Raw genomic sequence first — 24201 nt, 5'->3', positions numbered from 1 at the left:
AGAATGCGGGTTCTGAGGGCAGCTCTGGTGATCGGGCTTGCAGGGTCCTGCATTGCATCCGCGCGCGCGCAGTCGATCAATCCCGGCGTGATCCAGAACGACGTCGACCGCCAGCGCCGGCAACTCGAGCAGCAGAGCGCGCCGCCCAAGCTCACAGGGCCGGCGGTGATCGGTGGCGAGCGCGAGAAGTCCCAGCTCCTCAAGCCGGGCGGGCCGAAATTCCGCCTGCGCAAGGTCACGTTCGACGAATCCAAGTTCATCACGCCGGCAGAGCTCGACGAGATCGCGAAGAAATATGTCGGCAAGGACGTCGACATCGCCTCGCTGTTGCAGCTCGTGGCCGACATCAACGCCGTCTATGCCGCGCGCGGCATCGTCACGGGCATCGCGACGCTGCCCGAGCAGGACGCCAAGGGCGGCGTCGTCAGGATCAAGCTGACCGAAGGCCGGCTCCAGAAGACGACCGTCGAGGGCAACAAGCAGACCCGCACCGACTACATCCTTCAGCGCGTGAAGGAGCCCGAAGGCGAGGTGCTCGACGTTCCCAAGCTCAACCGCGACGTGATCTGGTTCAACCGGACCAATGACGTTCAGATCAAGGCATTGCTGCAGCCCGGCACGAGTTTTGGTCTCACCGACCTGCAGTTCGCCGTGATCGAGCCGCCGGTCGACACCTTGCAGCTCTTCACCGACAACCAGGGGGCCGAGAACACCGGGCGCTGGGAGGGCGGAGCCTTCTACAAGCGCCACGGCCTGTTTGGTGTCGACGACCGCCTGACCTTCTATGGCGTCCGCTCCGACGGCAATCTCAACGGCAATATCGCCTACAGCATCCCGGTCAATCCCTGGGGCGGCCGCGCCGGCGTCAGCTATACCGAAGGCAAGATCAAGATCGTCCAGGGACCGTTCGTCGCGCTCGACGTCACCGGTCGCTCGAGCCAGGCCGCGGTCAATTTCAGCCAACCGGTCTGGGTGACGCAGGACTGGCTGGTGCTGCTCAATGCGGCCTTGACCGAAGGCAAGACGGTCAGCCGCTTCGCAACTGTTGCCGTCACCGACGATCACTACGACAAGACCACCGCGGGACTCTCGGTGACCAAGTCCGGCAACACCTATTCGATCACGGTGTCGCCGGCCGTGAACTACGTCGCTTGGCATGATTACGTGCTCGGCAACAACCGCGCGTTCAACACCTTTACCGGCTCGCTGATCGCAACCAGCGCCGCGGGACCTCAGAACTTCAGCGCCAATGTGCTGGCGAGCTGGCAGTACACGCAGGAGAAGCTGCTGCCGGGCGACCAGATCTTCTCGATCGGCGGCCCCACCACCGTGCGCGGCTATCCCTCCAACGCGGCGTCCGGCGACAGCGGCTATTATTTCAACGCCGAGCTGCACTACAACTGGTCGCAATGGCTGAGGGGTTTCGACACCTACATCTTCACCGACTGGGGCGCGGTCTATTCGACCTTCCCGGGCGTCACCGAGATGGCCTCTGTCGGCGTCGGCTTCTCTTGGACCTACGCGCAATTCATGACGTTCGAGGCGAATTACGCCACGCCGCTGAAGATGGCGGTGTCCACCCAGCACCATTACGAGGCCTATGGTCGCGTCGTCTTCCGGCCGCTGTTGATGTTCCAGAAGCAGGACAGCGTGTGGCCAGCCGCTGCAGTCGCGCGAAAGTCATAGCCGTTCCGCCTGCCGGGCCGGACCGCAAATGACCCCGTCGGGAGAGATTTGACGGTTGCTTAAACCCGCGCCATGCGGTTGCATATGACATTGCAATCTACTCGGGACGGAAGCCGGCCCCACTTTTCGGGGCTGCGCCAGGGAGAGCATGTCATCCCGCGGCGCCGGCTCGTTCCATAACTGGTTGGCGGGGAAAAATGGTCGCAGCAGATCCGAATGCCGAGCAGGCCCCGGTGAGTCTCGAGCGCTATCGCTTGCGCCTCGGCTTCTGGCAGGCGATCTGGGGCACGCTGATCAGCGGCGGTGTCGCCGTCGCCATTCCGGCCGCGGTCGATGCCTACAAGGCGCGTCTCGATCTCAGGAAAGCGGAGCAGGAGGTCGCCCTCAAGCAGAAGGAGATCGAGAGCAAGGCTCAGGATCTCCACCAGACCTACATCTCGAAATTCATCGACACGGCCCTCAACCAGGACATCGAGCTGCGCCTGCGCTTCTCCGAATACTTCTCGTATGTCTCGGACAAGGACAGCAGGGAGCAATGGAGGCTCTATCACGACGGCTTGGAGAAGCGGCGCGACGCGATCAGACAGAGCATCAACGACAAGGAGATGGATGCTGCGCATCTGGGCGCGCATGCTCGACCGAGCGAAGCCGACCAGATCAAGCTTGCGGCCCTGCGCAGGGAGCTCGATTGGAACTATGCGGAGGTCGGATACGCGAGACAGGATAGCAACATCACCGTGCCGAGCCAACCGACTGTTGCCCCGAGGTTCGATCGGAAAGCGATCCAGTCGGAGGCTGAGCAACTCTTTGACCAAGCCACCCTCGATCCCCAACGCCTGTCCGATCTGGACAAGTTCGTTGGGCGCATCCAGGCCAACAAGGAGCGATATCAGTCCATCGAAACCAGGACGAGTGTGCCCTGGTACGTCGTGGGCTTGATTCACGCGGATACCAATTTCGATTTTTCGCGTCACCTGAACGGCGATCCGCTGTCGGCCAAAACCGTGAACGTCCCAAAGGGACGACCCTCAGGCGATCCGCCGTTCTCTTGGGAGGATAGCACGATCGACTATCTCACCCTCCTTGGTTGGCAAGGTCTCGATTGGTCCGGCATCGGAACGGTCTTGTACCGGCTGGAAAGCTTCAACGGGCTCGGCTATCGAAACCACAATGCCAGGTCGCCGTATGTCTGGGGCTGCACCAATTTGTACGTGTCCGGAAAGTTCGGACGTGACGCCACCTTTGATCCCAATTTGAAGGACATGCGATGCGGGGTGGGCGCGGCCCTGAAAATGCTCATGCAGCGCAAGATCGTCGAGCTGCCGTAGCGGATATCCCGTTCGTCTCAGCGCCGCAAGGTAAACTCGTCGGCGCCCCGCCGGTGCTCCCATTTCGCCTGTTCGAGCTCGGGTTGGTCGCATTCGACCTCGGGATAGCCGATGCAGAGATAGGCGATGAACTTCCAGGTCTCGGGCACGTCAAGAATGGCATGGATGCGATCCGGGTTGAGGATCGACACCCAGCCGAGGCCGATGCCTTCCGCGCGCGCGGCGAGCCACATCGCGGTGATCGCGGCAACGACGGAATATTCCGTGGTCTCCGGCATGGTGGCGCGGCCGAGGCCATGACCGGTGTCGCTGGCCTTGTCGGCGAACACGGCGAGATGGCCGGGCGCCTGTTCGAGGCCCGACAGTTTCAGCGTGGCATAACGCGCGGCACGCTCGCCGGAATAGCAACTGAGCGCATCGGCATTGCATGCCCTGAAGTCTTCGATCACGGCCCGGCGCCGTGCGGCATCGTCGACGATGACGAAGCGCCAGGGCTGGCTGAGGCCGACCGAAGGTGACAGGCAGGCGGTCTCGATCAGCCCTGCGATGGCGCCCTCCAGCAGCGGATCGCTGCGAAAGCGGCGGACGTCGCGGCGCCACACGAACAGCTCGTGCAATTGCCGGCGGAAGCTGTCGTCGAACTCGACCATGGGGTCAACGTCCGATCTGAAAGGCTGCGGCGACCAGCAGGATCAGGATTTCGCCGATCTGCTCGAACGCTCCGAGAATGTCGCCGGTCTGCCCGCCGATCTGGCGGATGGCCAGCCGTGCCAACGTCCATCCGGCGAGCGACAGCAGGACCAGGCCGACCAGCGCCTTGCCTGGCCCCAACGCCAGGGCGAGCGCGAGCGTTCCAACCGCGAAGGCGATGGCGACGCTGCGGCCCGGCGGCACGCCGGCGCTCGCTGACAGCCCGTCTGGCCGCGCGGGCGGCACCAGCGACATGAAGGCCGGCACGCCCGCGCGCGCCGCCGCATGCGCGGCGCACAGCGCCAGCGCGGCGGCGAAGGGATCGGCGATCGTCGCGAGCGCGCTCCAGCGCAGGCCGAACGACAAGATCAGCGCGCAAGCTCCGTACGTTCCGATCCGGCTGTCACGCATGATCTCCAGCTTGCGCTCGCGCGTGCGTCCGCCGCCAAGTCCGTCGGCGGTATCTGCGAGACCGTCCTCGTGCAGCGCGCCGGTGATGAGGGTGGTGGTCGCCAGGGCGAGCAGGGCAGCAAGGTTCGGTGTCAGCCCGCAACGGAGGGCGACCTTGTAGACGAAGGCGCCGGCAAGGCCGACCAGCAGTCCCGCGAAGGGAAGCGCCCAGGTCGCCCGCGCGATGGCGCCGTCAGCCGCCGGCTTCAACGATGCCACCGGGAGGATCGTGACGAACGACGCCGCCATCCTGAGATCGGCGACAATGTCTTTGAGGAGTTCTGCGCGCGGCATCATTTCAATTTCATCGGCAGGCCGGCGACGACGAACTCGACCTCGTCAGCGGCCGCAGCGATCATCTGGTTCATGATGCCGGCGGCGTCGCGAAAACTGCGCGCCAGTGCGTTGTCGGGGACAATGCCGAGGCCGACTTCATTGGTGACGAACACGACGGGGCTTTTCAAGCGGGGGAGGACGGCGGCGAGTTCGGTCACTTCATGCTCCCAGTCGCGCGTCGCATGCATCAGATTGGAGAGCCACAGCGTCAGGCAGTCCACGAGTCGTGCGCCGCCGCCGTCCGTCTCGGCCAGTGCGGACACGAGATCGAGCGGCACCTCGCGTTCGAGCCAGTCGGTTCCGCGCCGCGCGCGATGCTTCGCGATGCGCGCCTCCATCTCGGTATCGAGCGCCTCGGCCGTCGCGACATAGACCGGCTGGCCGGCAAAGGCGCGCGTGCGCATTTCCGCGCGCTTGCTCTTGCCCGATCGGGCTCCGCCCGTGATCAAGATGACGGCCATGAAACTCTCCTCGAGGGCCTGACTAACCATCAATCGCCGCCAAAGACAAAGCCGAAATCAGATGCGGAGGGGGTTGCGCTTGGCCCTCGCTTTGCGCAACAGGGGCGGGACAGGAGGCGGGATGGGCTTTGCGGGCGCGATGGTGGTGGCGATGGCGGTGGATGCCCTCCTGGGCTGGCCGTCATGGCTGTTCGCGCGGATCGGCCATCCCGTGACCTGGCTGGGGCGGCTGATCGGCGCCATCGATCGCAGCTGGAATCGTGCCTCCGATCCGCCGGCGCTCCGCCGCGCGGCCGGTATCGCCGGAGCGCTCTTGGTGATCGCAGCCGCCGTTGCGATCGGTTGGATGATTCAGGTCTTGCTGCCCGCGGGTTGGATCCAGATCGTGCTGGTCGGTGTCCTGGCCTGGCCCCTGGCCGCGCTGCGCTCGTTGCACGATCACGTCGCGGCGGTCGCGGCTCCGTTGCTGGCCGGGGACATTGCGTCCGCGCGCGAGGCGGTTTCGCGTATCGTCGGTCGCGATCCCGCGGCGCTCGATGAGGCCGGGATCGCGCGTGCGGCGATCGAGAGCCTTGCAGAGAACGCGTCCGACGGCATCGTGGCGCCGGTGTTCTGGGGCGCGCTGTTCGGATTGCCCGGCATTCTGGGCTACAAGGCGATCAACACGCTGGACTCCATGATCGGCCATCGCAGCGAGCGCCACGAAGCCTTCGGTTGGGCCGCCGCGCGCATCGACGATATCGTCAACTTCATCCCGGCGCGCCTGACCGGATTCCTGTTCGTGCTGCTGGCGCCGCGACGATCCGAAGCGCTGGCGTGCATGACGCGGGATGCGCGCCGTCACCGCTCGCCCAATGCGGGCTGGCCGGAAGCGGCCATGGCCGGCGCACTCGGTGTACGGCTCAGCGGCCCCCGCATCTATCACGGCAGCATCACGAACGAGCCCTGGCTCAATGAAGGCGCGCGCGATCCGCTGGCCGCGGATATCGGCGAGGGACTAACGGTTTACCGCCGCGCCATGTTGCTGCTGGCCGGCGTGCTTGCGATCCTGGCCTTCGCGTGAAAGAACGGGGCATGCGCGAGCACGGTGGAAATCTCGATCTGGCCCAGCAGCGTTTTGGCGGACGCGCTGAGGACTGGATCGACCTGTCGACCGGGATCAACCGGCTGCCTTATCCCGTGGGCGAGGTGACGGCGCGCGCGTGGACGGCGCTGCCGTCGCGAGCCGAAACCGACGCTCTGCATCAGGCCGCGCGGCACGCCTACCGCACACGCGCGCCGATCGTCGCACTTGGCGGCGCGCAGGCCGCCATTCAATTGCTGCCGCAGCTCATGTCGCCTGGCCGCGCGCGCATCTTGGCTCCGACCTATAATGAGTATGCGGGCGTGCTGTCGGCCGCGGGCTGGGATGTGCAGGAGGTCGGCGAGCTCGATGCGCTTGAAGGCGCAGACCTCGCCATCGTCGTCAATCCCAATAATCCCGACGGCCGGAATCATGCGCCAAAGGATCTGCTCGCACTGCTGCCGGGCGTCGGCCGTCTCGTGATCGACGAGAGCTTTGCCGATGCTGTCCCCGCATTGTCGCTTGCACCCGAGGCGGGTCGGCCTGGACTGCTGGTCCTGCGCTCGTTCGGAAAGTTTTATGGCCTGGCCGGCCTGCGGCTGGGTTTTGCGCTTGGCAGTGCGGCTGATGTGGCCAAGCTCGCGGCGGCTTCGGGGCCATGGCCGGTCTCAGGTGCAGCGATCGCCATCGGTTGTCGCGCGCTGCACGACGATGCCTGGGCCGAGGCCACGACCGCGCGGCTTGCGCGCGACTGCGTTCGTCTCGACGAGATGGCGCGGGCGCAGGGATGGCGGCTCGTCGGCGGCGCGTCGCTGTTTCGTCTCTACGAGACGCCGGACGCACGTGCTGCGCAGGAGAAGCTGGCACATCGCCATATCTGGTCGCGCGTGTTCACGCACAATCCGACATGGCTGAGGCTCGGCCTTCCCGGCAGCGAAAGCGAATGGTCGCGGCTCGGAGAGGCGCTAGCGTGCTAGCGCGAGCAGGTCTTCGACGTCGAGATGCTTTTCGATGTGATCGGCCAGCGCCTCGAGCGCGCTCTCGACCCGGGCCGTATACGGCTCGTTACCGGCGGGAATGTCGAGCTTTGCCAGGTACGCCTTGCGGAAATCATCCGAGGTGAACAGGCCGTGCAGATAGCTGCCCTGCACGCGGCCGTCGCGCGAGACCGCGCCTTCGCGCTCGTCGTTCAGCTTCGCGAAAGGACGTGCGCAATCGGGGCCGTCGGTGTGGCCGATGTGGATTTCGTACGCTTCGATCGGCTGCTGCGTGGCGGCATGCACGGCCGCGACACGCGTCAGCGTCTTCTGCGGACTCATCACCGTCTCCACATCCAGCAGCCCGAGCCCCGGCGTGTCGCCCGCGGGCCCTTCGATGCCGTCGGGATCGGCGACGCTGCGCCCGAGCATCTGGTAGCCGCCGCAGAGGCCGAGCACGTGGCCGCCCCGGCGATGATGCGCGAGCAGGTCGATGTCCCAGCCCTGCGCGCGCAGGAAGTCGAGATCGCCGCGGGTGGACTTCGAGCCGGGGATGATGACGAGCCTGACGTCGCCGGGGATTGCTTCGCCGGGGCGCACCATCACGAGATCGACTGAAGGCTCGAGCTTGAGCGGATCGAGGTCGTCGAAATTGGCGATCCGCGACAGCGCGAGGCACGCGATCTTGCACTGGCCCGGCTTGCGCGCGTCGCTGAGCCCCAGCGCATCCTCGGCCGGCAGCTCGCCGGCGCAGGCAAACCAGGGCAGCACGCCGAAACCGCGCCAGGCGGTTTTTTCTTCGATCAGCCTGTAGCCGTCGTCGAACAGCGTGGGATCGCCGCGGAACTTGTTGATGACAAAACCTTGGATCATCGCGGCATCGTCAGGATCGATCACCGTCTTGATGCCGACGAGCTGCGCGATGACGCCGCCGCGATCGATGTCGCCGATCAGCACGACGGGCACGTCGGCCTTGCGCGCAAAGCCCATATTGGCGATGTCGGCCTTGCGCAGATTCACTTCGGCCGGGCTGCCGGCGCCTTCGACCAGCACCAGATCGGCGCGCGCCTTCAGCCGCTCGAAGCTCTCCAGCACCGCGCCCATCAGCGAGGGTTTCATGGCCGCATAGTCGCGCGCGCGCGCCGTCGCGATGCGCTTGCCATGCACGATGACCTGCGCGCCGACATCGGTCTCGGGCTTGAGCAGCACCGGGTTCATGTCGGTGTGCGGCTCGACGCCGGCCGCGAGCGCCTGCAGCGCCTGCGCGCGGCCGATCTCGCCGCCATCGACGGTGACGGCCGCGTTGTTCGACATGTTCTGCGGCTTGAAGGGGAGCACACGCAAGCCCCGCCGCGTGAAGGCGCGCGCGAGACCGGCGACGATGAGCGACTTGCCCACGTCCGAGCCGGCCCCCTGAATCATCAGCGCCCGTGCCATCGACTTCAGAACTCGACGCCGGCCTGCGCCTTGATGCCGGAGCGGAAGGGGTGCTTGACCAGCGTCATCTCGGTGACGAGATCGGCGATCTCGATCAGCTCGTCCTTGGCGTTGCGCCCGGTGAGCACGACGTGAGTCATCGGCGGCTTCGAGGTCGTCAGGAACTCCACCACCTCGGCGATGTCGAGATAGTCGTAGCGCAGCGCGATGTTGATCTCGTCGAGCACGATCATGCGCAGGCTCTCGTCAAGGATCAGCTCCTTGGCCTTCTCCCAGCCGGCGCGCGCGGCGGCGATGTCGCGGGCGCGGTCCTGCGTCTCCCAGGTGAAGCCTTCGCCCATCGCGTGGAACTGGCAGAGCTCGCCGAAATGGCCGGTGAGCAGGCGCCGCTCGCCGGTGTCCCAGGCGCCCTTGATGAACTGCACGACGGCGCAGGGGAAGCCGTGCGCGACGCAGCGCACGATCATGCCGAAAGCCGAGGAGGACTTGCCCTTGCCGGCGCCGGTGTGGACGATGATGAGGCCCTTTTCGCCGCTCTTGGTCGCCATGATCTTGTCGCGGGCGGCCTTCTTCTTCGCCATTTTCTGGGCGTGCCTGACGTCGGTATCCTCGGTTGTTTGGGTATCCGGTTCAGGCGTCATGGGTCCCGGTCCTTCGGCTTGACAAGAGGCGGCCACCGGCAAATGGTGGCCCGGCGTTGGTTCCTGTCCTATGACAGGCGAAGAGGGAATGCGATAGGGTCCGAATCGGCAAGATTAGGGTCCAAAATGCAGCCGCCCCCGCGACCGTGACCGGAGAGATGCCCGAAGCCACTGATTCCCACGGGAATCGGGAAGGCGGGGATCGAAGGGCAAAACCCTGCTCCGCAAGCCGGGAGACCTGCCAGCGCGACGAGTTTTGGACCGGCGGACGGGGTGTTCCGCGACGGGGAAACGGGCCTTCTGAAGAATGGTCCGTGTGCCTCATCGCCTCCCGCTGATATCTGGAAGAGGCGATGACCGTCACACTTCATGTCTGCATCACCTGCCGTGCCGGCGAGACGCTCGGCGAAGGCGAGACGACGCCCGGCAAGCGCCTGCATGGTGCGATCCTCGAGGCCGGCGTGCCCGACGGCGTCAATGTGGTTCCCGTCGAATGCCTCTCTGCATGCAGCCAGGGCTGCTCGGTCGCGCTCAGCGCGCCCGGCCGCTGGTCCTATGTCTATGGCCGCTTGTCCGAGACGAATGCGCAGGACGTGGTCGCAGGCGCAGCGGCCTATGCGGCCGCGCCCGATGGCCTCGTGCCCTGGCGCAGCCGTCCCGAAATCTTCCGCAAGCAGTCGCTTGCCCGCATTCCCCCTGTTGCCGTCGTGCCGGAGGCCGCCGAATGAGCTCGCTCGCAAAAGTCCCTGTGACGGTGGTCACCGGTTTCCTCGGCTCCGGCAAGACGACGCTGATCCAGCATCTGCTCGCAAACCCCAATGGCAAGAAGCTCGCCGTGCTCGTCAACGAATTCGGCAGCGAGGGCGTCGACGGCGAGATCCTGAAGTCCTGCGCCGACGCCAATTGCCCCGAAGAGAACATCGTCGAACTCGCCAATGGCTGCATCTGCTGCACCGTCGCCGATGATTTCATTCCGACCATGGAGCAGCTCTTGGCGCGCCCGGTGCGGCCCGATCACATCCTGATCGAGACCTCGGGCCTGGCGTTGCCGAAGCCACTCTTGAAGGCGTTCGACTGGCCCGAGATCCGCTCGCGCATCACGGTCGACGGCGTGATCGCGCTGGCCGATGCCGAGGCCGTCGCGGCCGGCCGCTTCGCGCCCGATCCTGATGCGGTCGAAGCGCAGCGCGCGGCGGACGAAAATCTCGACCACGAGACGCCGCTGTCGGAAGTGTTCGAGGACCAGATCGCCTGCGCCGACATCGTGCTGCTGACCAAGGCCGACCTTGCGGGCGCCGCCGGGATCGAAGCAGCCAAGGCTGTGATCACCGCCGAGATGCCGCGCCGCGTGCCGATGCTGCCCGTCACTGACGGCGCGATCGACGCGCGCGTGATCCTCGGCCTCGGCGCTGCCGCCGAGAACGATCTCGCCGCACGTCCCTCGCATCACGACGGCGAGGAGGAGCACGAGCATGACGATTTCGCCTCCGTCGTGATCGATCTCCCTGAGGTCGCCGACATCGACGCGCTGGTCGCCTCGGTGCAGAAGCTGGCGCGCGAGCAGAACGTGCTGCGCGCCAAGGGCTATATCGCGGTCGCCGGCAAGCCGATGCGCCTATTGCTGCAGGCCGTGGGCGAGCGCGTGCGCCACCAGTTCGACAAGCCGTGGGGTGCAGGTCTCCGGCAATCAAAGCTCGTCGTGATCGGCGAGCACGGCGATATCGATGAGGCCGCCATCAAGGCAGGACTTGGTATTTCAAGGCTTGGCATCTGATGCACGTCGTCTTCCGCGAGAGCCGCGGTCTCGAGGAGACCGCGACGCCAAGAGACATCGGCCAGGACCCGGCCGATCTCGTGGTGCTCTCGTATTCGGATTCGGACCTTGCTGCCTTCGCAGCCGGCTGGCGCCGTGGCCGGAGCAGCCTGCCGTCGCTGCGGCTCGCCAACCTCGCCGAGTTGCGTCATCCGCTGTCGGTCGACACCTATATCGAGCGCACCTTGTTGCAGGCGCGCGGCATTCTGGTGCGGCTGATCGGCGGCGAATCCTATTGGCCATACGGCCTCGCGGCGCTTCAGCAACTGGCGAAGGATCGCGGCATCGTGCTCGCCGTGCTGCCGGCCGATGGCCGCGACGACGTCAGGCTCGATGCCTATTCGACGTTGCCGGTCTCGACGCTGCGGCGCCTCAAGGTGCTCTGCGACACCGGCGGCCCGGTCGCGGCGCAAGCGGCGATTGCGCAGCTGGCACTGGCCTCGGGACTTTATGCCGGGCCTGTTGTGGGCGACATGACCGTGCCCGAGATGGGATTCTACGATCCCGCGCGCGGTGTCATTGCTGCGCCGGCGGGCGGCGAGGGGAAGCCCCTCGCGCTGGTGACCTTCTATCGCTCCTATCTCACGGCCGCCGACACCGGCCCGGTCGACGCGCTGATCGCGGCGCTGCGCGAGAATGGTTTTGACGCGTTCGGCGCGTTCGTCACCTCGCTGAAGGCTCCGGGTGTCGCGGACTGGCTGCGCGCGTATCTTGCGACGAATCCTCCGGCGGCGATCGTCAACGCAACGGCGTTCTCCGCGATCGGCGGCGACGGCACGACGCCGTTCGATGCCGCATCGTGCCCCGTTTTCCAGGTCGCGCTGTCCACGGCGCGACGCGAGGACTGGGCGACCTCGTTGCGCGGCCTGTCGCCCGGCGATCTCGCGATGCATGTGGTGCTGCCCGAGGTCGACGGCCGGCTGTTCGCGGGCGTGGTGAGCTTCAAATCCGTCGCCGACCGTGATCCGGATTTGCAGTTCTCGCATCTGGCGCACAGGCCCGATGACGAGCGCGTGAAGGCCGTCGCCGCGCGCGTTGCGGCGTGGCGGCGCCTCGCGGAGAAGGCAACCGCCGAGAAGCGGCTGGCAATCGTGCTCTCGAACTATCCGGGGCGGCCGCATCAGATCGCGCACGCGGTCGGACTTGATGCGCTGGCTTCGGTCGAAGCCCTGATGTCCGATCTCGCCGAGGCTGGCTTCGACTTTGCACCGATTCAAGCTCTCGGTGAGACGCTGTTGACGCAAATTATGACGTGGAGCGTTGCCGACTACCGCACGGCGCTCTCGGGCCTGCCGCAATCCTTGCAGGACGATCTCGCGCAGGCCTGGGGCGCGCCGGAGAACGATCCAGGTTGTCGCAATGGCGCATTCCACTTCGCCGCGGTCCAATGCGGCCGCTCCATCATCGCGGTCCAGCCGGAGCGTGGCGATGCTGCCGCGCGTGATGCCGACTATCACGATCTCGCCCGCACGCCGCGCCATGCCTATGTCGCGTTCTATCTCTGGCTTCGGCTGCAGGGCTGTGATGCCGTTGTGCACATGGGCGCGCATGGCACGCTGGAATGGCTGCCCGGAAAATCCGTCGCGCTGTCGTCTGCGTGCTGGCCTGAGGCGCTGATCGGCGATCTCCCGATCATCTACCCCTTCATCGTCAACGATCCCGGCGAAGCCGCGCAGGCCAAGCGGCGCATCGGTGCCGTCACCATCGGCCATCTGCCGCCGCCGCTGGAAACGTCGGCCGTGCCGGAAGGCTTGCGCCGGCTCGAACGTCTGCTCGACGAGTATTCGACCGCCGATGGTCTCGATCCCGCGCGCCGCCAGCGGCTGATCGCGGCGATCCGCGACGAGGCGCGTGCGGCGGGCCTCGAGGACGATCTCGGCCTCGAGGCCTCGGCCGCGCCGGCCGAAGCCATTCCGCGGATCGATCGCTTCGTCTGCGATCTCAAGGAAAGTCAGTTCGGCGACGGCCTGCACGTGTTCGGCTGCGGCGCCTGTGGCGAGGCGGAGCGCGATGCGCTACGTGCCGCGCTTGCAGGGCAGCGTGTCGCGCCGGGGCCGTCGGGCTCGCCCTATCGCGGCCGCGCCGACGTGCTGCCGACCGGGCGCAATCTCTTTGCCGTCGACCCGCGCGCCGTGCCGACGCCGTCGGCGCATGCGCAGGGGATCAAACTCGCCGAGGAGCTGCTGCGGCGCCATTTGCAGGATCACGGCGACTGGCCGAAAGGCCTCGTCGTCGATCTCTGGGGCTCGGCGACGATGCGCACTGCGGGCGAGGAGTTCGCGATGGCGCTGCATCTGGCCGGCCTCGCGCCGCGCTGGGATCACGCCTCCGGCCGCGTCACCGGCTACGACATCATCGCGCCCGCCGAGCTCGGCCGTCCGCGCATCGACGTCACGCTGCGGGTGTCGGGCCTGTTCCGCGATGTCTTCGCAGGCCTTGCGCAATTGTTCGAGGCCGCTTCCGCGGCGCTTGCGGCGCGCGAAGACGAGGGCGAGGAGAATCCATACCGCCACCGCGCCTCGCGCGTGTTCGCGCCGCGGCCCGGACAATATGGCGTCGGCCTGTCGGCGATCCCCGATGCCTTCACGCCGGAGACGCGCGACGCTGCCGGCGAAGCCTGGCTGTCGGCCTCGTCATGGGCGTTCTCGGCGGATGGCGAGATGCAGCATGACCGCGCCGGCATCGAGCAGCGCCTCGCGGCCGCCGACGGGTTTGTCCATGTTCAGGATCTGCCGGAAACCGACCTGCTGCTCGCCGCCGATTATGCAGCGCATGAAGCCGGGGTTGCGGCGGCAGCCGTGCATCTCGGCGCGGCAGCGCCATCGCTCTATCACCTCGACACGACGCGTCCCGATCAGCCGCACGCGCGCACGCTGACGGAAGAGATATCGCGCGTCGTCCGCGCCCGCGCCGCCAATCCGGCCTGGATCGCCGGCATGATGCGTCACGGCTTTCGCGGGGCCGCCGAGATTACCGCAACGCTGGAGCACATGGCCGCCTTCGCGCATCTTGCCGGCGCCGTGCCCCCGCATCTGTTCGATCTCTATTACGACGCGACGCTCGGTCATGACGACGTCCGTGCCTTCATGGCGCGCGAGAACCCGGCGGCACTCACTGCTATGGAAACCTGTTTTGCGCGCCTGCACGATGCGGCGCTGTGGCAAACGCGCCGCAACTCGATCGCGGCGGCGCTGCGGGAGGCATCATGAGCGCGTCTGCGGTCAAGGGCTGGTGTCCCGGCGCGCTGCGCCCGATGCTGTCGGGCGATGGGCTCGTGGTGCGGGTTCGGCCGTTCGGGGGGCGGCTCGAAGCGCCACAGATCACCGGGCTTGCCGAACTCGCCGGGCAACACGGCAACGGCCTGATCGATGTGACGAGCCGCGCCAATCTCCAGATCCGCGGCGTCAGCGAGCAAAGCCACCGGCCGCTGCTCGACGGCCTTTCGCAACTCGCGCTGCTCGACCCCGACGCCGAGATCGAAGCCCGACGCAATATCCTGGTGACGCCGTTCTGGAGCGGCGGTGACGAAACCCAGTCGCTCGCCGCTGGGCTGGAGGTGGCGCTGGCCGATCGCGGCCTCGCGCTTCCCACCAAGTTCGGCTTCGCCATCGACGACGGACGGTCGCGGGTGCTCGCCGGCGATTCCGCCGACATCCGCATCGAGCGCGATCGCGCGGGCCGCCTTCTGGTACGGGCCGACGGCGCGCGGCTCGGCCGCTCCGTCGCGCGTGGAGAGGCCGTGAGCACGGCGCTGGCGCTCGCAAGCTGGTTCCTGGTCTCCGGCGGCGCGAAGGACGGGCGCGGCCGGATGGCAGCCCACATCGCCTCCGGCGCGGCGTTGCCGCCATCGCTGCGCGGCGAGACAGAGCCAGCGCCCGTGATGGCGGCGTCGCGGCCCGGCCAATATCCGCAAGGCGCTCTGGTCGGCGTCGCGTTCGGGCAGCTGCTGCACACGACGCTGCATCAGTTCGCCGGTTGCGGCCATGCGCTACGCATGACGCCCTGGCGGATGGTGCTCAGCGAAGGCAAGCGCGAGATGCCGAGCGGGGCAGGCCTCATCACCGAGCGCTTTGATCCCGCGCTGCGCGTCATCGCCTGCAGCGGCGCGCCGCGCTGCCGTGAAGCCCATGCCGATACCCGCGCGCTGGCCGCGGCGCTCGCGCCGCGCATCGCCGCCGACGCGCGGCTGCACGTCTCCGGTTGCGGCAAGGGCTGCGCCCATTCCGGCACGGCCGCCGTCACGCTGGTTGCGACGCGCGCCGGCTTCGATCTCGTCCGCGACGGCTCGATCCGCGATGAGCCGGTCCTGCGCGGGTTGAACGGCGCCGACATCGTCAGCGATCCCTCGATCCTCGTCGGAGGGAACTGATGCCGCACATTTACGAGACCGATGGCGCGGCGATCTACCGGCAGTCCTTCGCCACCATCCGGGCGGAGGCCGATCTTGCCCGCTTCACCCCGGACGAGGAGCAGGTCGTGGTGCGGATGATCCACGCCGCCGGCATGGTCGGACTGGAGGCGCACATCCGCTTCACGCCGGGCATGGCGACGACCGCGCGCGCCGCCTTGCTGAGAGGCGCGCCGATTCTGTGCGACGCGCGCATGGTTTCGGAAGGGATCACGCGCGCAAGGCTTCCCGCGGCCAATGCCGTCATCTGCACGCTCGGCGATGAGACCGTGCCCGCGCTCGCGCAATCCATGCGCAACACCCGCTCGGCCGCGGCACTCGAGCTGTGGCGGCCGCATCTGGACGGCGCGATCGTCGCGATCGGCAATGCGCCGACGGCGCTGTTTCATCTGCTCAACATGCTGGAGGATACAGACTGCCCGCGGCCGGCGGCGATCATCGGCTGTCCGGTCGGCTTCGTCGGTGCAGCCGAGTCAAAGGCGGCGCTGATGGTCGCTCCGCCGGCGCCGGCGCTGACCGTCGAAGGCCGCCTCGGCGGCTCCGCGATCACGGTCGCGGCCGTCAACGCGCTGGCGAGCCGGAGCGAATAGCGATGGGACGCATCATCTGCTGCGGTCTCGGCCCCGGTGATCCCGATCTGATGAGCGTGCGCTCGGATCGCACGGTGCGGGCTGCAAAGCACGTCGCATACTTTCGCAAGAAGGGCAGGCCGGGCCAGGCGCGGCGCATCGTCGAGGGCATGCTGGCGACTGACGTCACCGAATACCCCATGGAATACCCTGTCACGACCGAGATCGCCTTCGACAGTGCGGAATACGTCCAGCTGCTCGCCGGTTTCTACGACGAATGGGCGGAGCGCCTGGCGCGGCTTTCGCGTGCGGTCGACGTCGTCGTGCTCTGCGAGGGCGATCCTTACTTCTACGGCTCCTTCATGCATCTGCACACGCGCCTGCAGGGGCGTGTCGAGATCGAGGTGATCGCCGGCATTCCCGGCATGGTCGGCTGCTGGAACGGCGTCGGACAGCCGATCGCGCTTGGCGATGATGTGACGACCGTGCTGATGGGCACGCTTCCCGAAGGTGAGCTCGAGCGGCGCATGCGGGATTCCGATGCGCTCGTCGTGATGAAGACCGGCCGCAATCTGGCAAAGGTGCGCCGCGCGCTCGCATCTGCCGGCCGGCTGGACGACGCCTGGCTGGTCGAGCGCGGCACCATGCCGGGCGAGCGTGTGGTGCGGCTCGCGGAGATCGATGCCGCCGACTGTCCTTATTTTGCGATCGTGCTGGTGCACGGCAAGGGCCGGCATCTGGAAGCCGCCGAATGACGGGCACGCTGACCATCGCGGGCCTCGGGCCGGGCAGCGATGCGCTGGTGACGCCCGAGGTCACGGCCGCGCTTGCCGCCGCGACCGACATTCTCGGCTACGCGCCCTACGTCGCGCGCGTGCCGCCGCGTGCTGGGCTGAAGCTGCATCCCTCCGACAACCGCGAGGAGCTGCAGCGCGCGAGCGAAGCGTTGCGGCTTGCGTCCGAGGGTGGGCAGGTCGTCGTTGTGTCATCCGGCGATCCCGGCGTGTTCGCGATGGGCTCGGCCGTGTTCGAGGCCCTGGAGCAGGCGCCGCAATATCAGGCGCTGCCGATCCGCGTGCTGCCGGGGATCACCGCCATGCTGGCGGCGGCTGCGCGAGCCGGCGCGCCGCTCGGCCATGATTTCTGCGCGATCAACCTCTCGGATAATCTCAAGCCTTGGCCTGTGATCGAAAAGCGCCTGCGCCTCGCAGCGGAAGCCGATTTTTCGATTGCGATGTACAATCCGCGATCGGCGAGCCGGCCCGAGGGCTTTGGCCGCGCGCTGGCGGCGCTGAAGGAGGCCGGCTGCGGCGAGCGCCTCGTGATCTTTGCGCGCGCGGTCAGCGCGGCCGACGAGAAGATCGTGACCGTGACGCTGAACGAAGCGGCGCCGGAGATGGCCGACATGCGCACGCTGGTGATCGTCGGCAATTCGCAGACGCGCCGTGTCGGCCGCTGGGTCTATGCACCGAGGCGGGTCGAATGACCGAGCCACTGCATCACCTCAGCGACGCTCTCGACCCGTCGGCGCTCGGGCAGCGTCGGCCGCGAGATCATGACCACGGGAAGGCCGAGCATGCGGGCCGCGTCGACCTTCGCACGCGCGCCATCGCCGCCGGAATTGCGGGCGACGATCCACGCGATCTCGCGGGCGCGCAGCATCTCGAGCTCGCTGTGAAGCGTGAACGGCCCGCGCGACACGATCACGTCAGCGGCGAAGGGCAGGGCCGCCTCCGGCGGATCGACGAAGCGCAGCGTGTAGGCATGCTGCGGCTTCATCGCGAACGGCGCGATATGCTGGCGGCCGATGGCGAGGAACACGTTCGCGGGCGCCTCGGGCAGAGCGGCGGCGGCGGCACTGATATCTGCAACCTCGATCCAATTGTCCCCGGACATGCTGCCCCAGGGCGCGCGCTCCAGCGCGAGCAGCGGCGTCCCGGTGTCCGCGCAAGCTTCGAGCGCGTTGCGGCTCATCTCGGCAGCGAATGGATGCGTCGCGTCGATCACATGCGTGATGCGCTCGTCGCGGATGTAACCCGCAAGCCCGCTGACGCCGCCGAAACCGCCGATGCGGGTCGGCAGCGGCTGATCGGCCGGCACGTGAGTGCGACCGGCGTACGAATAGACGGCATCAATGCGTGCGCGCGCGACCTCGGCTGCGAGCGAGCTCGCGTCGGCCGTCCCGCCCAGTATGAGGGCGCGCATCATGGCTGATCCCTGGCTGACCATCATCGGTATCGGCGAAGATGGCCTTGCCGGGCTGTCGGAAGCAAGCCGAAAGGCGCTTGCCGATGCCGAAACCGTCTTTGGCGGGGAACGGCACCTCGCGCTCGCCGGCGTGGGCAGTCGCGGCCGTGCGTGGCCAGCGCCATTCGATGCCGGTGTCGTGCTGAGCTGCCGCGATCGGCCGACAGTGGTGCTCGCTTCTGGCGATCCGTTCTGGTACGGCGCAGGCGCTGTTCTCGCCGAGAGACTCGGTAGCGACGAGTGGATCGCGCATCCGGGACCGTCGACGTTTTCGCTCGCGGCTGCGCGCTTAGGCTGGCGGCTGGAGACCACGATATGCATTGGCCTCCATGCCGCGCCGTTCGAGCGTCTCGTGCCGCATCTGGCGCGAGACGCGCGCATCATCTGCCTGATGCGTGACGCAACGGCGGTTGATGCTCTCGCGAAATGGCTGACCGATCGCGGATGGGGCGCCTCGCTGATGTGGACACTCGAGGCGCTTGGCGGGCCACAGGAATATACGGACCAACATCGCGTCGACCTCTTTGCCGAGGAGGTGACCTCAAATCTGGTCGCGGTGGCTTTGTGGGCGAGGGGCACGCAAGGCATTCCCCGCAGCTCAGGGTTACCGGACGATCTGTTCGTCCACGACGGCCAGATCACCAAGCGCTCCGTGCGCGCGCTCGCGCTCTCGGCGCTGGCACCGCGTCCGGGCGAAGGGCTGTGGGATATTGGCGCGGGATCGGGGTCGATCTCGGTCGAGTGGGCGCTGTGCGGCGGGACGGCGACCGCCATCGAGGCACGCGAGGATCGCGTCGCGAATATCAGCAAGAATGCCGCTGCGTTCGGGCTGGCGCATCGGATCAGCGTCGTCACGGGGAAAGCGCCCGATGCGCTCGCTAAGCTGGAAGCGCCGGATGCCGTCTTCATTGGCGGCGGCCTCGATCGTGCGATGTTCGATGCCATCTGGTTGCGCCTCGTGCCTGGAATGCGGCTTGTTGCACATTCGGTCACGCTGGAAACCGAAGCGCTGCTCGGCGAGCTACAGCAGGGCCATGGCGGCGAGCTGATGCGGGTCGAGATCGCGCATTCCGCGCCGCTCGGCCGCTATCGTTCCTGGGAAGCTGCACGGCCTGTGGTGCAATGGAGTGTGACCCGATGAAAGTGGCTGGCTTCGGGTTCAGGAGAGATGTCACGCTGGCCTCGCTGCGCGATGCGCTGCGGGCGGCGGGCGGTCCCGAAGGTCTCGCAGCGATGGCGACTGTCAGCGACAAGGCCGACGCGGAGCCGCTAAAGCAGCTCGCGCGCGAGTGCGGTGTGCCGATCAAGGCTGTTCCGGCTGAGATGCTGGCCGGGATCGCAACGCCGAGCCAGTCGGATCTCGTGATGGAGAAGTTCAGGACCGGATCGGTCGCAGAAGCCGCGGCCCTCGCGGTGGCTGGCCCTCGCGCGCGGCTGATTGCGACGCGGGCGGTCTCGCAGGATCGCGCCGCAACCGCCGCAATCGCGGAAGGAGACGGCGCATGACGGTGCATTTCATCGGCGCCGGGCCCGGCGCGCCAGATCTGCTGACCCTCCGCGGCCGCGACCTGATCGCGGCCTGTCCGGTCTGTCTCTATGCGGGCTCACTGATCCCTGAGGGGGTGCTTGCGCATTGCCCTCCCGGCGCGCGCATCGTCAACACCGCGCCGCTGTCGCTCGATGAGATCATCGCGGAGATCGCCACGGCGCATGCCGAGGGCAAGGATGTCGCACGGCTGCATTCCGGCGATCTCTCGATCTGGTCGGCGATGGGCGAGCAGCTCCGCCGCCTGCGTGCGCTGGGCATTCCCTTTTCGGTCACGCCGGGCGTGCCGTCCTTCTCCGCCGCTGCGGCGGCGCTCGAGGCTGAGCTGACCCTACCGGGGCTTGCCCAGACGGTCGTCCTGACGCGCACGCCGGGCCGCGCCAGTGCAATGCCTGACGGCGAGAAGCTGGCCGCGTTCGCCGCGACCGGCGCGGTGCTCGCGATCCATCTGTCGATTCACCTGCTCGACCAAGTCGTCGCCGAGCTCACGCCGCATTACGACGAAAATTGTCCGGTCGCGATCGTCTGGCGCGCAAGCTGGCCGGACCAGCGTATCGTGCGCGCGACGCTCGGCACGCTCGATGCAGCAGTCGGCGCGGAGATGGAGCGTACTGCGCTGATCCTGGTCGGCAAGACGCTTGGCGCTGCGGATTTTGACGAGAGCCGCCTCTACGCCGCCGACTACGACCGTCGCTATCGGCCCGTCGGCATCGAGCCGCGCTTTCCGGAGGCGTCGTGATGGCGGTGGGCCTTGTCATCTCCGCGCCGGCCTCCGGCGTCGGCAAGACCACGCTGACGCTGGCGCTCGCACGCGCCTGGCGCCATCGCGGCCTGAATGTGCAGTGCTTCAAGAGTGGCCCCGACTACATCGATCCCGCCTTCCACGCGGCTGCGACGGGCCGCGCCTCCGTCAATGTCGATAGCTGGGCGATGGACCGCGGAACGATCGCCCATCTCGTCAGCCGCGGCGCGGATGCCGATGTCGTGCTCGCCGAGGGCTCGATGGGCCTGTTCGACGGCGTCGCCGCGCGCGGCGTCTGCGGCACCGGTGCTACCGCCGACATTGCGGAGATGCTGGGCTGGCCGGTGCTGCTGGTGATCGACCCCTCTGGACAGGCGCAGACAGCGGCGGCGATCGCCGCAGGCCTGCGTGATTACCGCGCCGGTGTGCGCCTCGCGGGCGTCGTGCTCAATCGTGTCGCCAGTCCGCGCCATGAAGACCTGGTGCGGCGTGCGCTCAATGATGCCGGCATCGCCGTGTTCGGCGCGCTGCCGCGCCATGCCGAGATCAGCCTGCCGAAGCGGCATCTCGGCCTGGTGCAGGCCGAAGAGCAGGCCGAGATCGGCAAGCTGATCGACGAAGCCGCGCGCTTCGTCGCCGAGCATGTCGATCTCGATGCCGTGTTGCGCTCCGCAGCCGGATGGTCGCCGCGGCCGGCCGCGGATGGCCTGAACGTGGTGCCGCCCGGCCAGCGCATTGCGTTGGCGCGCGATGCCGCGTTCTCCTTCGTCTATCCGCACATGCTGGAAGCCTGGCGCGCGGCGGGCGCCGAAATCGTGCCGTTCTCGCCGCTGGCCGATGAAACGCCGGACGCGAGCGCCGATGTGTGCTGGCTGCCGGGCGGCTATCCCGAGCTCCATGCCGGCAGGATCGCGGCCAATGCGCGGTTTCGCGAGGGCCTGCGCGCCTTCGCCGAAACGCGGCCCGTGCATGGCGAATGCGGGGGCTATATGGTGCTGGGAGCCGCTTTGACCGACGCGGACGGGATCCGCCATGAGATGACAGACCTGCTTGGCCTCGAGACCAGCTTTGCCAAACGCCGCATGCATCTGGGCTATCGCCTCGCGACGCTCGCCGCGCCGATGCCGGGACATCGCGCCGGGGCGCGTCTGCGCGGCCACGAGTTTCACTATTCGACCATTCTCGCCCAGCCTGACACGCCGCTCGCGGTCGTGCATGATGCGACGGGTGCAATCATCGCCGAGACCGGCTCGCTGCGCGGCCATGTCAGCGGCACGTTCTTTCATCTGATCGCGGAGGACCGGTGAACGGGTTCGTTTCCTTCATCTCCGCCGGACCCGGCGACCCTGAATTGCTCACGCTCAAGGGCGCCGCGCGGCTGCGCGAGGCCGACGTCGTGCTCTATGACGATCTCGCCTCGGGCGCGATCCTCGATCTCGCCCGGCCCGAAGCCAATCTCGTCGCGGTCGGTAAGCGGGCAGGGCGGCCTTCGACCAAGCAGCATCACGTCAACCGTCTGCTGGTCGACTATGCGGTAACGGGCGCGCGCGTGGTGCGGCTGAAGTCCGGCGATGCCGGGATATTCGGCCGGCTCGAGGAGGAGATCGAGACGCTGCGCGAAGCCGGCATCGGCTATGAGATCGTCCCCGGCGTCACCTCGGCTTGCGCCGCCGCGGCCCAGGCCGGCATTCCCCTGACAAGGCGCCACACCTCGCGCCGGGTGCAGTTCATCACCGGCGCGGACGTCACCGGCGAGCTGCCGCCGAACCTGAATTGGGGGGCGCTGGCCGATCCTGAAGCGACGACCGTGGTCTATATGGGCCGGCGCACCTTTCCGGCGCTTGCCGCAAAATTGATCGCGCACGGACTCGCCGCGGATACGCCGGCGCTGGTCGCCGAATCCCTCGGCCGTTCCGACGAGCGGTTGGTCCGCACCACCATTGCCGAGCTTGCCGAGCAGCTTGCCCGCGGCGGCGCCGCTTCCACCGCCGCCGTGATCCTGTTCGGCGCGCTGGCGGGGGATTATCCGTCGTGACGGCCGCGGCCGCCCTTCGCCTCTTGACGCAGGCGCGCCGAAAGGAGCACACAGGAGGGGCATGGTGCTCAACGCGGCGCAAAGCGCCGGAGCATAATCGGGAATGGGGATGGGCGGACCAAGTTGCGGCGCTCAAAACCCCAGCCGCCCCCGCGACTGTAAGCGGTGAGGGGCTCCGATCAGCCACTGGGCCGCAAGGCCCGGGAAGGCCGGAGAACCCAGTGAACCGCGAGCCAGGAGACCGGCCCTGCACGTTTTGAGGCCAAGGCCGTCGGGTGTGACGGCAGGAAGGATCTGAGCCATGCATATCGAACCCGGGATCGTGACGGGCGCCAAGCTCGTGTTGAGTTACGCAACCGGCATCGCCGCAGGCGGCGTTGCCTTGAAGCTCGCGGCCGAGACCGTACGCGAGCAGGGCATGACGTCGTTCGCCGCGCGCACCTTGGCCACGACGGTTCTCGTCTTCGTCTTCTTCGAGATCCTGCCGCACTTCCCGGTCGGCATCTCCGAGGTCCACTTCATTCTCGGCTCGACCTTGTTCCTGCTGTTCGGTGCGGCGCCCGCCGCCTTTGGCCTCGCGTTCGGCCTGCTGCTTCAGGGCGTGTTCTTCGAGCCGGCCGACATCCCGCAATACGGCATGAACGTCACGACGCTCCTGGTGCCGCTGTTCGCGATCCAGGCGATCGCAACGCGGATCATCCCGCGCAACACCGCCTATGTCGATTTGAAGTATCGCCAGGCGCTGGCGCTGTCGACGACCTATCAGGCCGGCGTGATCGGCTGGGTCGCGTTCTGGGCGCTCTATGGCTCGGGCTTTGCGATGAGCAACCTCGCCAGCATCGCGACGTTCGCCGCCTCTTACGCGCTGGTCATCGTGATCGAGCCGCTGGCTGATCTGGCCGTGCTGGCGCTGGCGAAGTCGCTGCGCGGCGTCACCGCGCCGGGCTTCGTCACCCCGCGCCTGCATAACGCGGCCTAAAGAGACAAGGGGCGGCCGTCATGGCCGCCCCCGGCGCCTGCGATGCTCACGCTTTCCCTGATCGGCATCGGTTGCGGCGATCCTGGCCAGCTCACGCGCGCCGCCGTTGAAGCCATCAACGCCGCCGATCTCGTCCTGATCCCGCGCAAGGGAACGGCGAAGTCCGATCTCGCCGATCTCAGGCGGACGATCTGCGCGGATGTCCTGACCAATCAAACGACGCGTATCGCCGAGTTCGATCTTCCCGTGCGCGACACCGAGGAAGCGGATTACCGCAAGGGCGTGGACGACTGGCACGATGCGGTTGCCGCGACCTGGTCGAAAGCGATCAGAGATCATCTCAAGGGTGAGGGCAAGGTCGCGCTGCTGATCTGGGGCGATCCCTCGCTGTATGATTCCTCGCTGCGCATTGCGCGGCGGCTCGATCCCTTGCCTAAAATCGAAGTCGTGCCCGGCATCACCTCGATCCAGGCGCTGTGCGCGGCCCATGCGCTGCCGCTCAACGACATCGGCGAGCCGTTTCTGGTCACGACGGGACGGCGCCTGCGCGAAGGCGGCTGGCCGCAAGGTGTCGACACCGTGGTGGTGATGCTCGACGGCGGCACGGCGTTCCAGTCGCTCGATCCTGATAGCCTCCACATTTACTGGGGCGCCTATCTCGGCATGCAAGATCAGATCATCCTATCCGGCGCGCTCGCCGAAATCGGCCCGCGTATCGTGGCCGTGCGCCAGGAGGCGCGCGCGCGCCACGGCTGGATCATGGACAGCTACATTCTCAAGCGTACGCGTTAAG

At 67.4% G+C, this 24201-nt stretch carries 24 protein-coding genes and 2 riboswitches; of the genes, 18 read left to right on the top strand and 6 right to left on the bottom strand.

Going from position 1 to position 24201, the window contains the following annotated elements:
- The first annotated feature begins 3 nt into the window (after window positions 1-3).
- Window positions 4-1686, top strand: a complete 1683-nt coding sequence (locus RPS27_RS33945; protein ID WP_212067012.1) for a ShlB/FhaC/HecB family hemolysin secretion/activation protein — start codon at window positions 4-6, stop codon at window positions 1684-1686.
- 254 nt (window positions 1687-1940) lie between these two features.
- On the top strand, window positions 1941-3014 hold the full coding sequence (locus RPS27_RS33940; protein ID WP_313754974.1) for a hypothetical protein: 1074 nt from the start codon (window positions 1941-1943) through the stop codon (window positions 3012-3014).
- Window positions 3015-3031: 17 nt separating this feature from the next.
- Here the strand turns inward: RPS27_RS33940 and bluB are convergent, their stop codons facing one another.
- From bluB to cobU, 3 genes are read right to left on the bottom strand one after another with little or no spacing between them, the layout of a single operon-like run.
- Complete coding sequence (bluB, locus tag RPS27_RS33935) at window positions 3032-3664, bottom strand: 5,6-dimethylbenzimidazole synthase (protein WP_313754973.1); 633 nt, start codon at window positions 3662-3664, stop codon at window positions 3032-3034.
- 4 nt (window positions 3665-3668) lie between these two features.
- Window positions 3669-4451 (bottom strand): adenosylcobinamide-GDP ribazoletransferase, encoded by a 783-nt coding sequence (gene cobS / locus RPS27_RS33930; RefSeq protein WP_212067001.1) that lies wholly within the window; start codon window positions 4449-4451, stop codon window positions 3669-3671.
- Complete coding sequence (gene cobU / locus RPS27_RS33925) at window positions 4448-4951, bottom strand: bifunctional adenosylcobinamide kinase/adenosylcobinamide-phosphate guanylyltransferase (RefSeq protein WP_212066999.1); 504 nt, start codon at window positions 4949-4951, stop codon at window positions 4448-4450. The genes cobS and cobU overlap by 4 nt, the downstream gene beginning before the upstream one ends.
- A 121-nt stretch (window positions 4952-5072) precedes the next feature.
- Between cobU and cbiB the strand changes: the two genes are divergently transcribed.
- Both cbiB and cobD read left to right on the top strand, forming a co-directional pair.
- On the top strand, window positions 5073-6014 hold the full coding sequence (gene cbiB / locus RPS27_RS33920; protein ID WP_212066997.1) for an adenosylcobinamide-phosphate synthase CbiB: 942 nt from the start codon (window positions 5073-5075) through the stop codon (window positions 6012-6014).
- 11 nt (window positions 6015-6025) lie between these two features.
- Window positions 6026-6991: a threonine-phosphate decarboxylase CobD gene (cobD, locus tag RPS27_RS33915; RefSeq protein ID WP_212066995.1), complete on the top strand. Its 966-nt coding sequence runs from the start codon at window positions 6026-6028 to the stop codon at window positions 6989-6991.
- Here cobD and RPS27_RS33910 read toward each other — a convergent pair.
- Window positions 6980-8428 carry a cobyric acid synthase gene (locus RPS27_RS33910; protein ID WP_212066993.1) on the bottom strand — a complete coding sequence of 483 codons (1449 nt, stop codon included), beginning with the start codon at window positions 8426-8428 and terminating at the stop codon, window positions 6980-6982. The genes cobD and RPS27_RS33910 overlap by 12 nt on opposite strands.
- Before the next feature lie 5 nt (window positions 8429-8433).
- Window positions 8434-9069, bottom strand: a complete 636-nt coding sequence (gene cobO / locus RPS27_RS33905; RefSeq protein ID WP_212066991.1) for a cob(I)yrinic acid a,c-diamide adenosyltransferase — start codon at window positions 9067-9069, stop codon at window positions 8434-8436.
- Between the two features lie 40 nt (window positions 9070-9109).
- Window positions 9110-9330, top strand: a riboswitch (cobalamin riboswitch).
- Between the two features lie 92 nt (window positions 9331-9422).
- Between cobO and RPS27_RS33900 the strand changes: the two genes are divergently transcribed.
- The 7 genes from RPS27_RS33900 to cobJ are packed head-to-tail and all read left to right on the top strand — an operon-like array spanning window position 9423 to window position 17345.
- Window positions 9423-9797, top strand: coding sequence for a DUF1636 domain-containing protein (locus tag RPS27_RS33900; protein ID WP_212066989.1), 375 nt, complete (start codon window positions 9423-9425; stop codon window positions 9795-9797).
- Complete coding sequence (gene cobW, locus RPS27_RS33895; RefSeq protein ID WP_211418275.1) at window positions 9794-10843, top strand: cobalamin biosynthesis protein CobW; 1050 nt, start codon at window positions 9794-9796, stop codon at window positions 10841-10843. The genes RPS27_RS33900 and cobW overlap by 4 nt, the downstream gene beginning before the upstream one ends.
- A complete protein-coding gene (gene cobN / locus RPS27_RS33890; RefSeq protein ID WP_212066987.1) occupies window positions 10843-14091 on the top strand; it encodes a cobaltochelatase subunit CobN in 3249 nt (1082 codons plus the stop codon). The genes cobW and cobN overlap by 1 nt, the downstream gene beginning before the upstream one ends.
- Complete coding sequence (cobG, locus tag RPS27_RS33885) at window positions 14088-15251, top strand: precorrin-3B synthase (protein ID WP_212066985.1); 1164 nt, start codon at window positions 14088-14090, stop codon at window positions 15249-15251. Before cobN ends, cobG begins: the two co-directional genes overlap by 4 nt.
- Window positions 15251-15880: a precorrin-8X methylmutase gene (locus RPS27_RS33880; RefSeq protein WP_212066983.1), complete on the top strand. Its 630-nt coding sequence runs from the start codon at window positions 15251-15253 to the stop codon at window positions 15878-15880. The genes cobG and RPS27_RS33880 overlap by 1 nt, the downstream gene beginning before the upstream one ends.
- Window positions 15881-15882: 2 nt before the next feature.
- On the top strand, window positions 15883-16614 hold the full coding sequence (locus RPS27_RS33875) for a precorrin-2 C(20)-methyltransferase (protein ID WP_212066981.1): 732 nt from the start codon (window positions 15883-15885) through the stop codon (window positions 16612-16614).
- A complete protein-coding gene (gene cobJ / locus RPS27_RS33870) occupies window positions 16611-17345 on the top strand; it encodes a precorrin-3B C(17)-methyltransferase (RefSeq protein ID WP_212066979.1) in 735 nt (244 codons plus the stop codon). Before RPS27_RS33875 ends, cobJ begins: the two co-directional genes overlap by 4 nt.
- On the opposite strand, the gene RPS27_RS33865 is transcribed toward cobJ, so the two are convergent.
- Window positions 17321-18067 (bottom strand): cobalt-precorrin-6A reductase, encoded by a 747-nt coding sequence (locus tag RPS27_RS33865; RefSeq protein ID WP_212066977.1) that lies wholly within the window; start codon window positions 18065-18067, stop codon window positions 17321-17323. The two genes, cobJ and RPS27_RS33865, sit on opposite strands and share 25 nt — an antisense overlap.
- Between RPS27_RS33865 and cbiE the strand changes: the two genes are divergently transcribed.
- The 7 genes from cbiE (at window position 18066) to cobF (ending at window position 24200) form a co-directional block, all read left to right on the top strand.
- A complete protein-coding gene (cbiE, locus tag RPS27_RS33860; RefSeq protein ID WP_212066975.1) occupies window positions 18066-19247 on the top strand; it encodes a precorrin-6y C5,15-methyltransferase (decarboxylating) subunit CbiE in 1182 nt (393 codons plus the stop codon). The genes RPS27_RS33865 and cbiE overlap by 2 nt on opposite strands.
- Window positions 19244-19612 carry a cobalamin biosynthesis protein gene (locus RPS27_RS33855; protein WP_211418267.1) on the top strand — a complete coding sequence of 123 codons (369 nt, stop codon included), beginning with the start codon at window positions 19244-19246 and terminating at the stop codon, window positions 19610-19612. Before cbiE ends, RPS27_RS33855 begins: the two co-directional genes overlap by 4 nt.
- Window positions 19609-20391 carry a precorrin-4 C(11)-methyltransferase gene (gene cobM, locus RPS27_RS33850; RefSeq protein WP_212066973.1) on the top strand — a complete coding sequence of 261 codons (783 nt, stop codon included), beginning with the start codon at window positions 19609-19611 and terminating at the stop codon, window positions 20389-20391. The genes RPS27_RS33855 and cobM overlap by 4 nt, the downstream gene beginning before the upstream one ends.
- Entirely contained in the window at window positions 20391-21701 is a 1311-nt protein-coding gene (locus RPS27_RS33845; RefSeq protein WP_212066965.1) for a cobyrinate a,c-diamide synthase, read from the top strand. Before cobM ends, RPS27_RS33845 begins: the two co-directional genes overlap by 1 nt.
- Window positions 21698-22429 (top strand): uroporphyrinogen-III C-methyltransferase, encoded by a 732-nt coding sequence (gene cobA, locus RPS27_RS33840; RefSeq protein ID WP_212066963.1) that lies wholly within the window; start codon window positions 21698-21700, stop codon window positions 22427-22429. Before RPS27_RS33845 ends, cobA begins: the two co-directional genes overlap by 4 nt.
- Before the next feature lie 45 nt (window positions 22430-22474).
- Window positions 22475-22694: riboswitch (cobalamin riboswitch) on the top strand.
- Between the two features lie 36 nt (window positions 22695-22730).
- Window positions 22731-23408 (top strand): energy-coupling factor ABC transporter permease, encoded by a 678-nt coding sequence (locus RPS27_RS33835; protein WP_212066961.1) that lies wholly within the window; start codon window positions 22731-22733, stop codon window positions 23406-23408.
- Window positions 23409-23450: 42 nt separating this feature from the next.
- Entirely contained in the window at window positions 23451-24200 is a 750-nt protein-coding gene (gene cobF, locus RPS27_RS33830) for a precorrin-6A synthase (deacetylating) (protein WP_212066951.1), read from the top strand.
- The last annotated feature ends 1 nt before the right edge of the window (window position 24201 follow it).

The organism is Bradyrhizobium sp. WYCCWR 12699 (assembly GCF_032144035.1).
Taxonomy (GTDB): Bacteria; Pseudomonadota; Alphaproteobacteria; order Rhizobiales; family Xanthobacteraceae; genus Bradyrhizobium.
The sequence above is the reverse complement of the archived record's forward strand: the minus strand, read 5'-3'. Positions and strand labels throughout refer to the sequence as shown.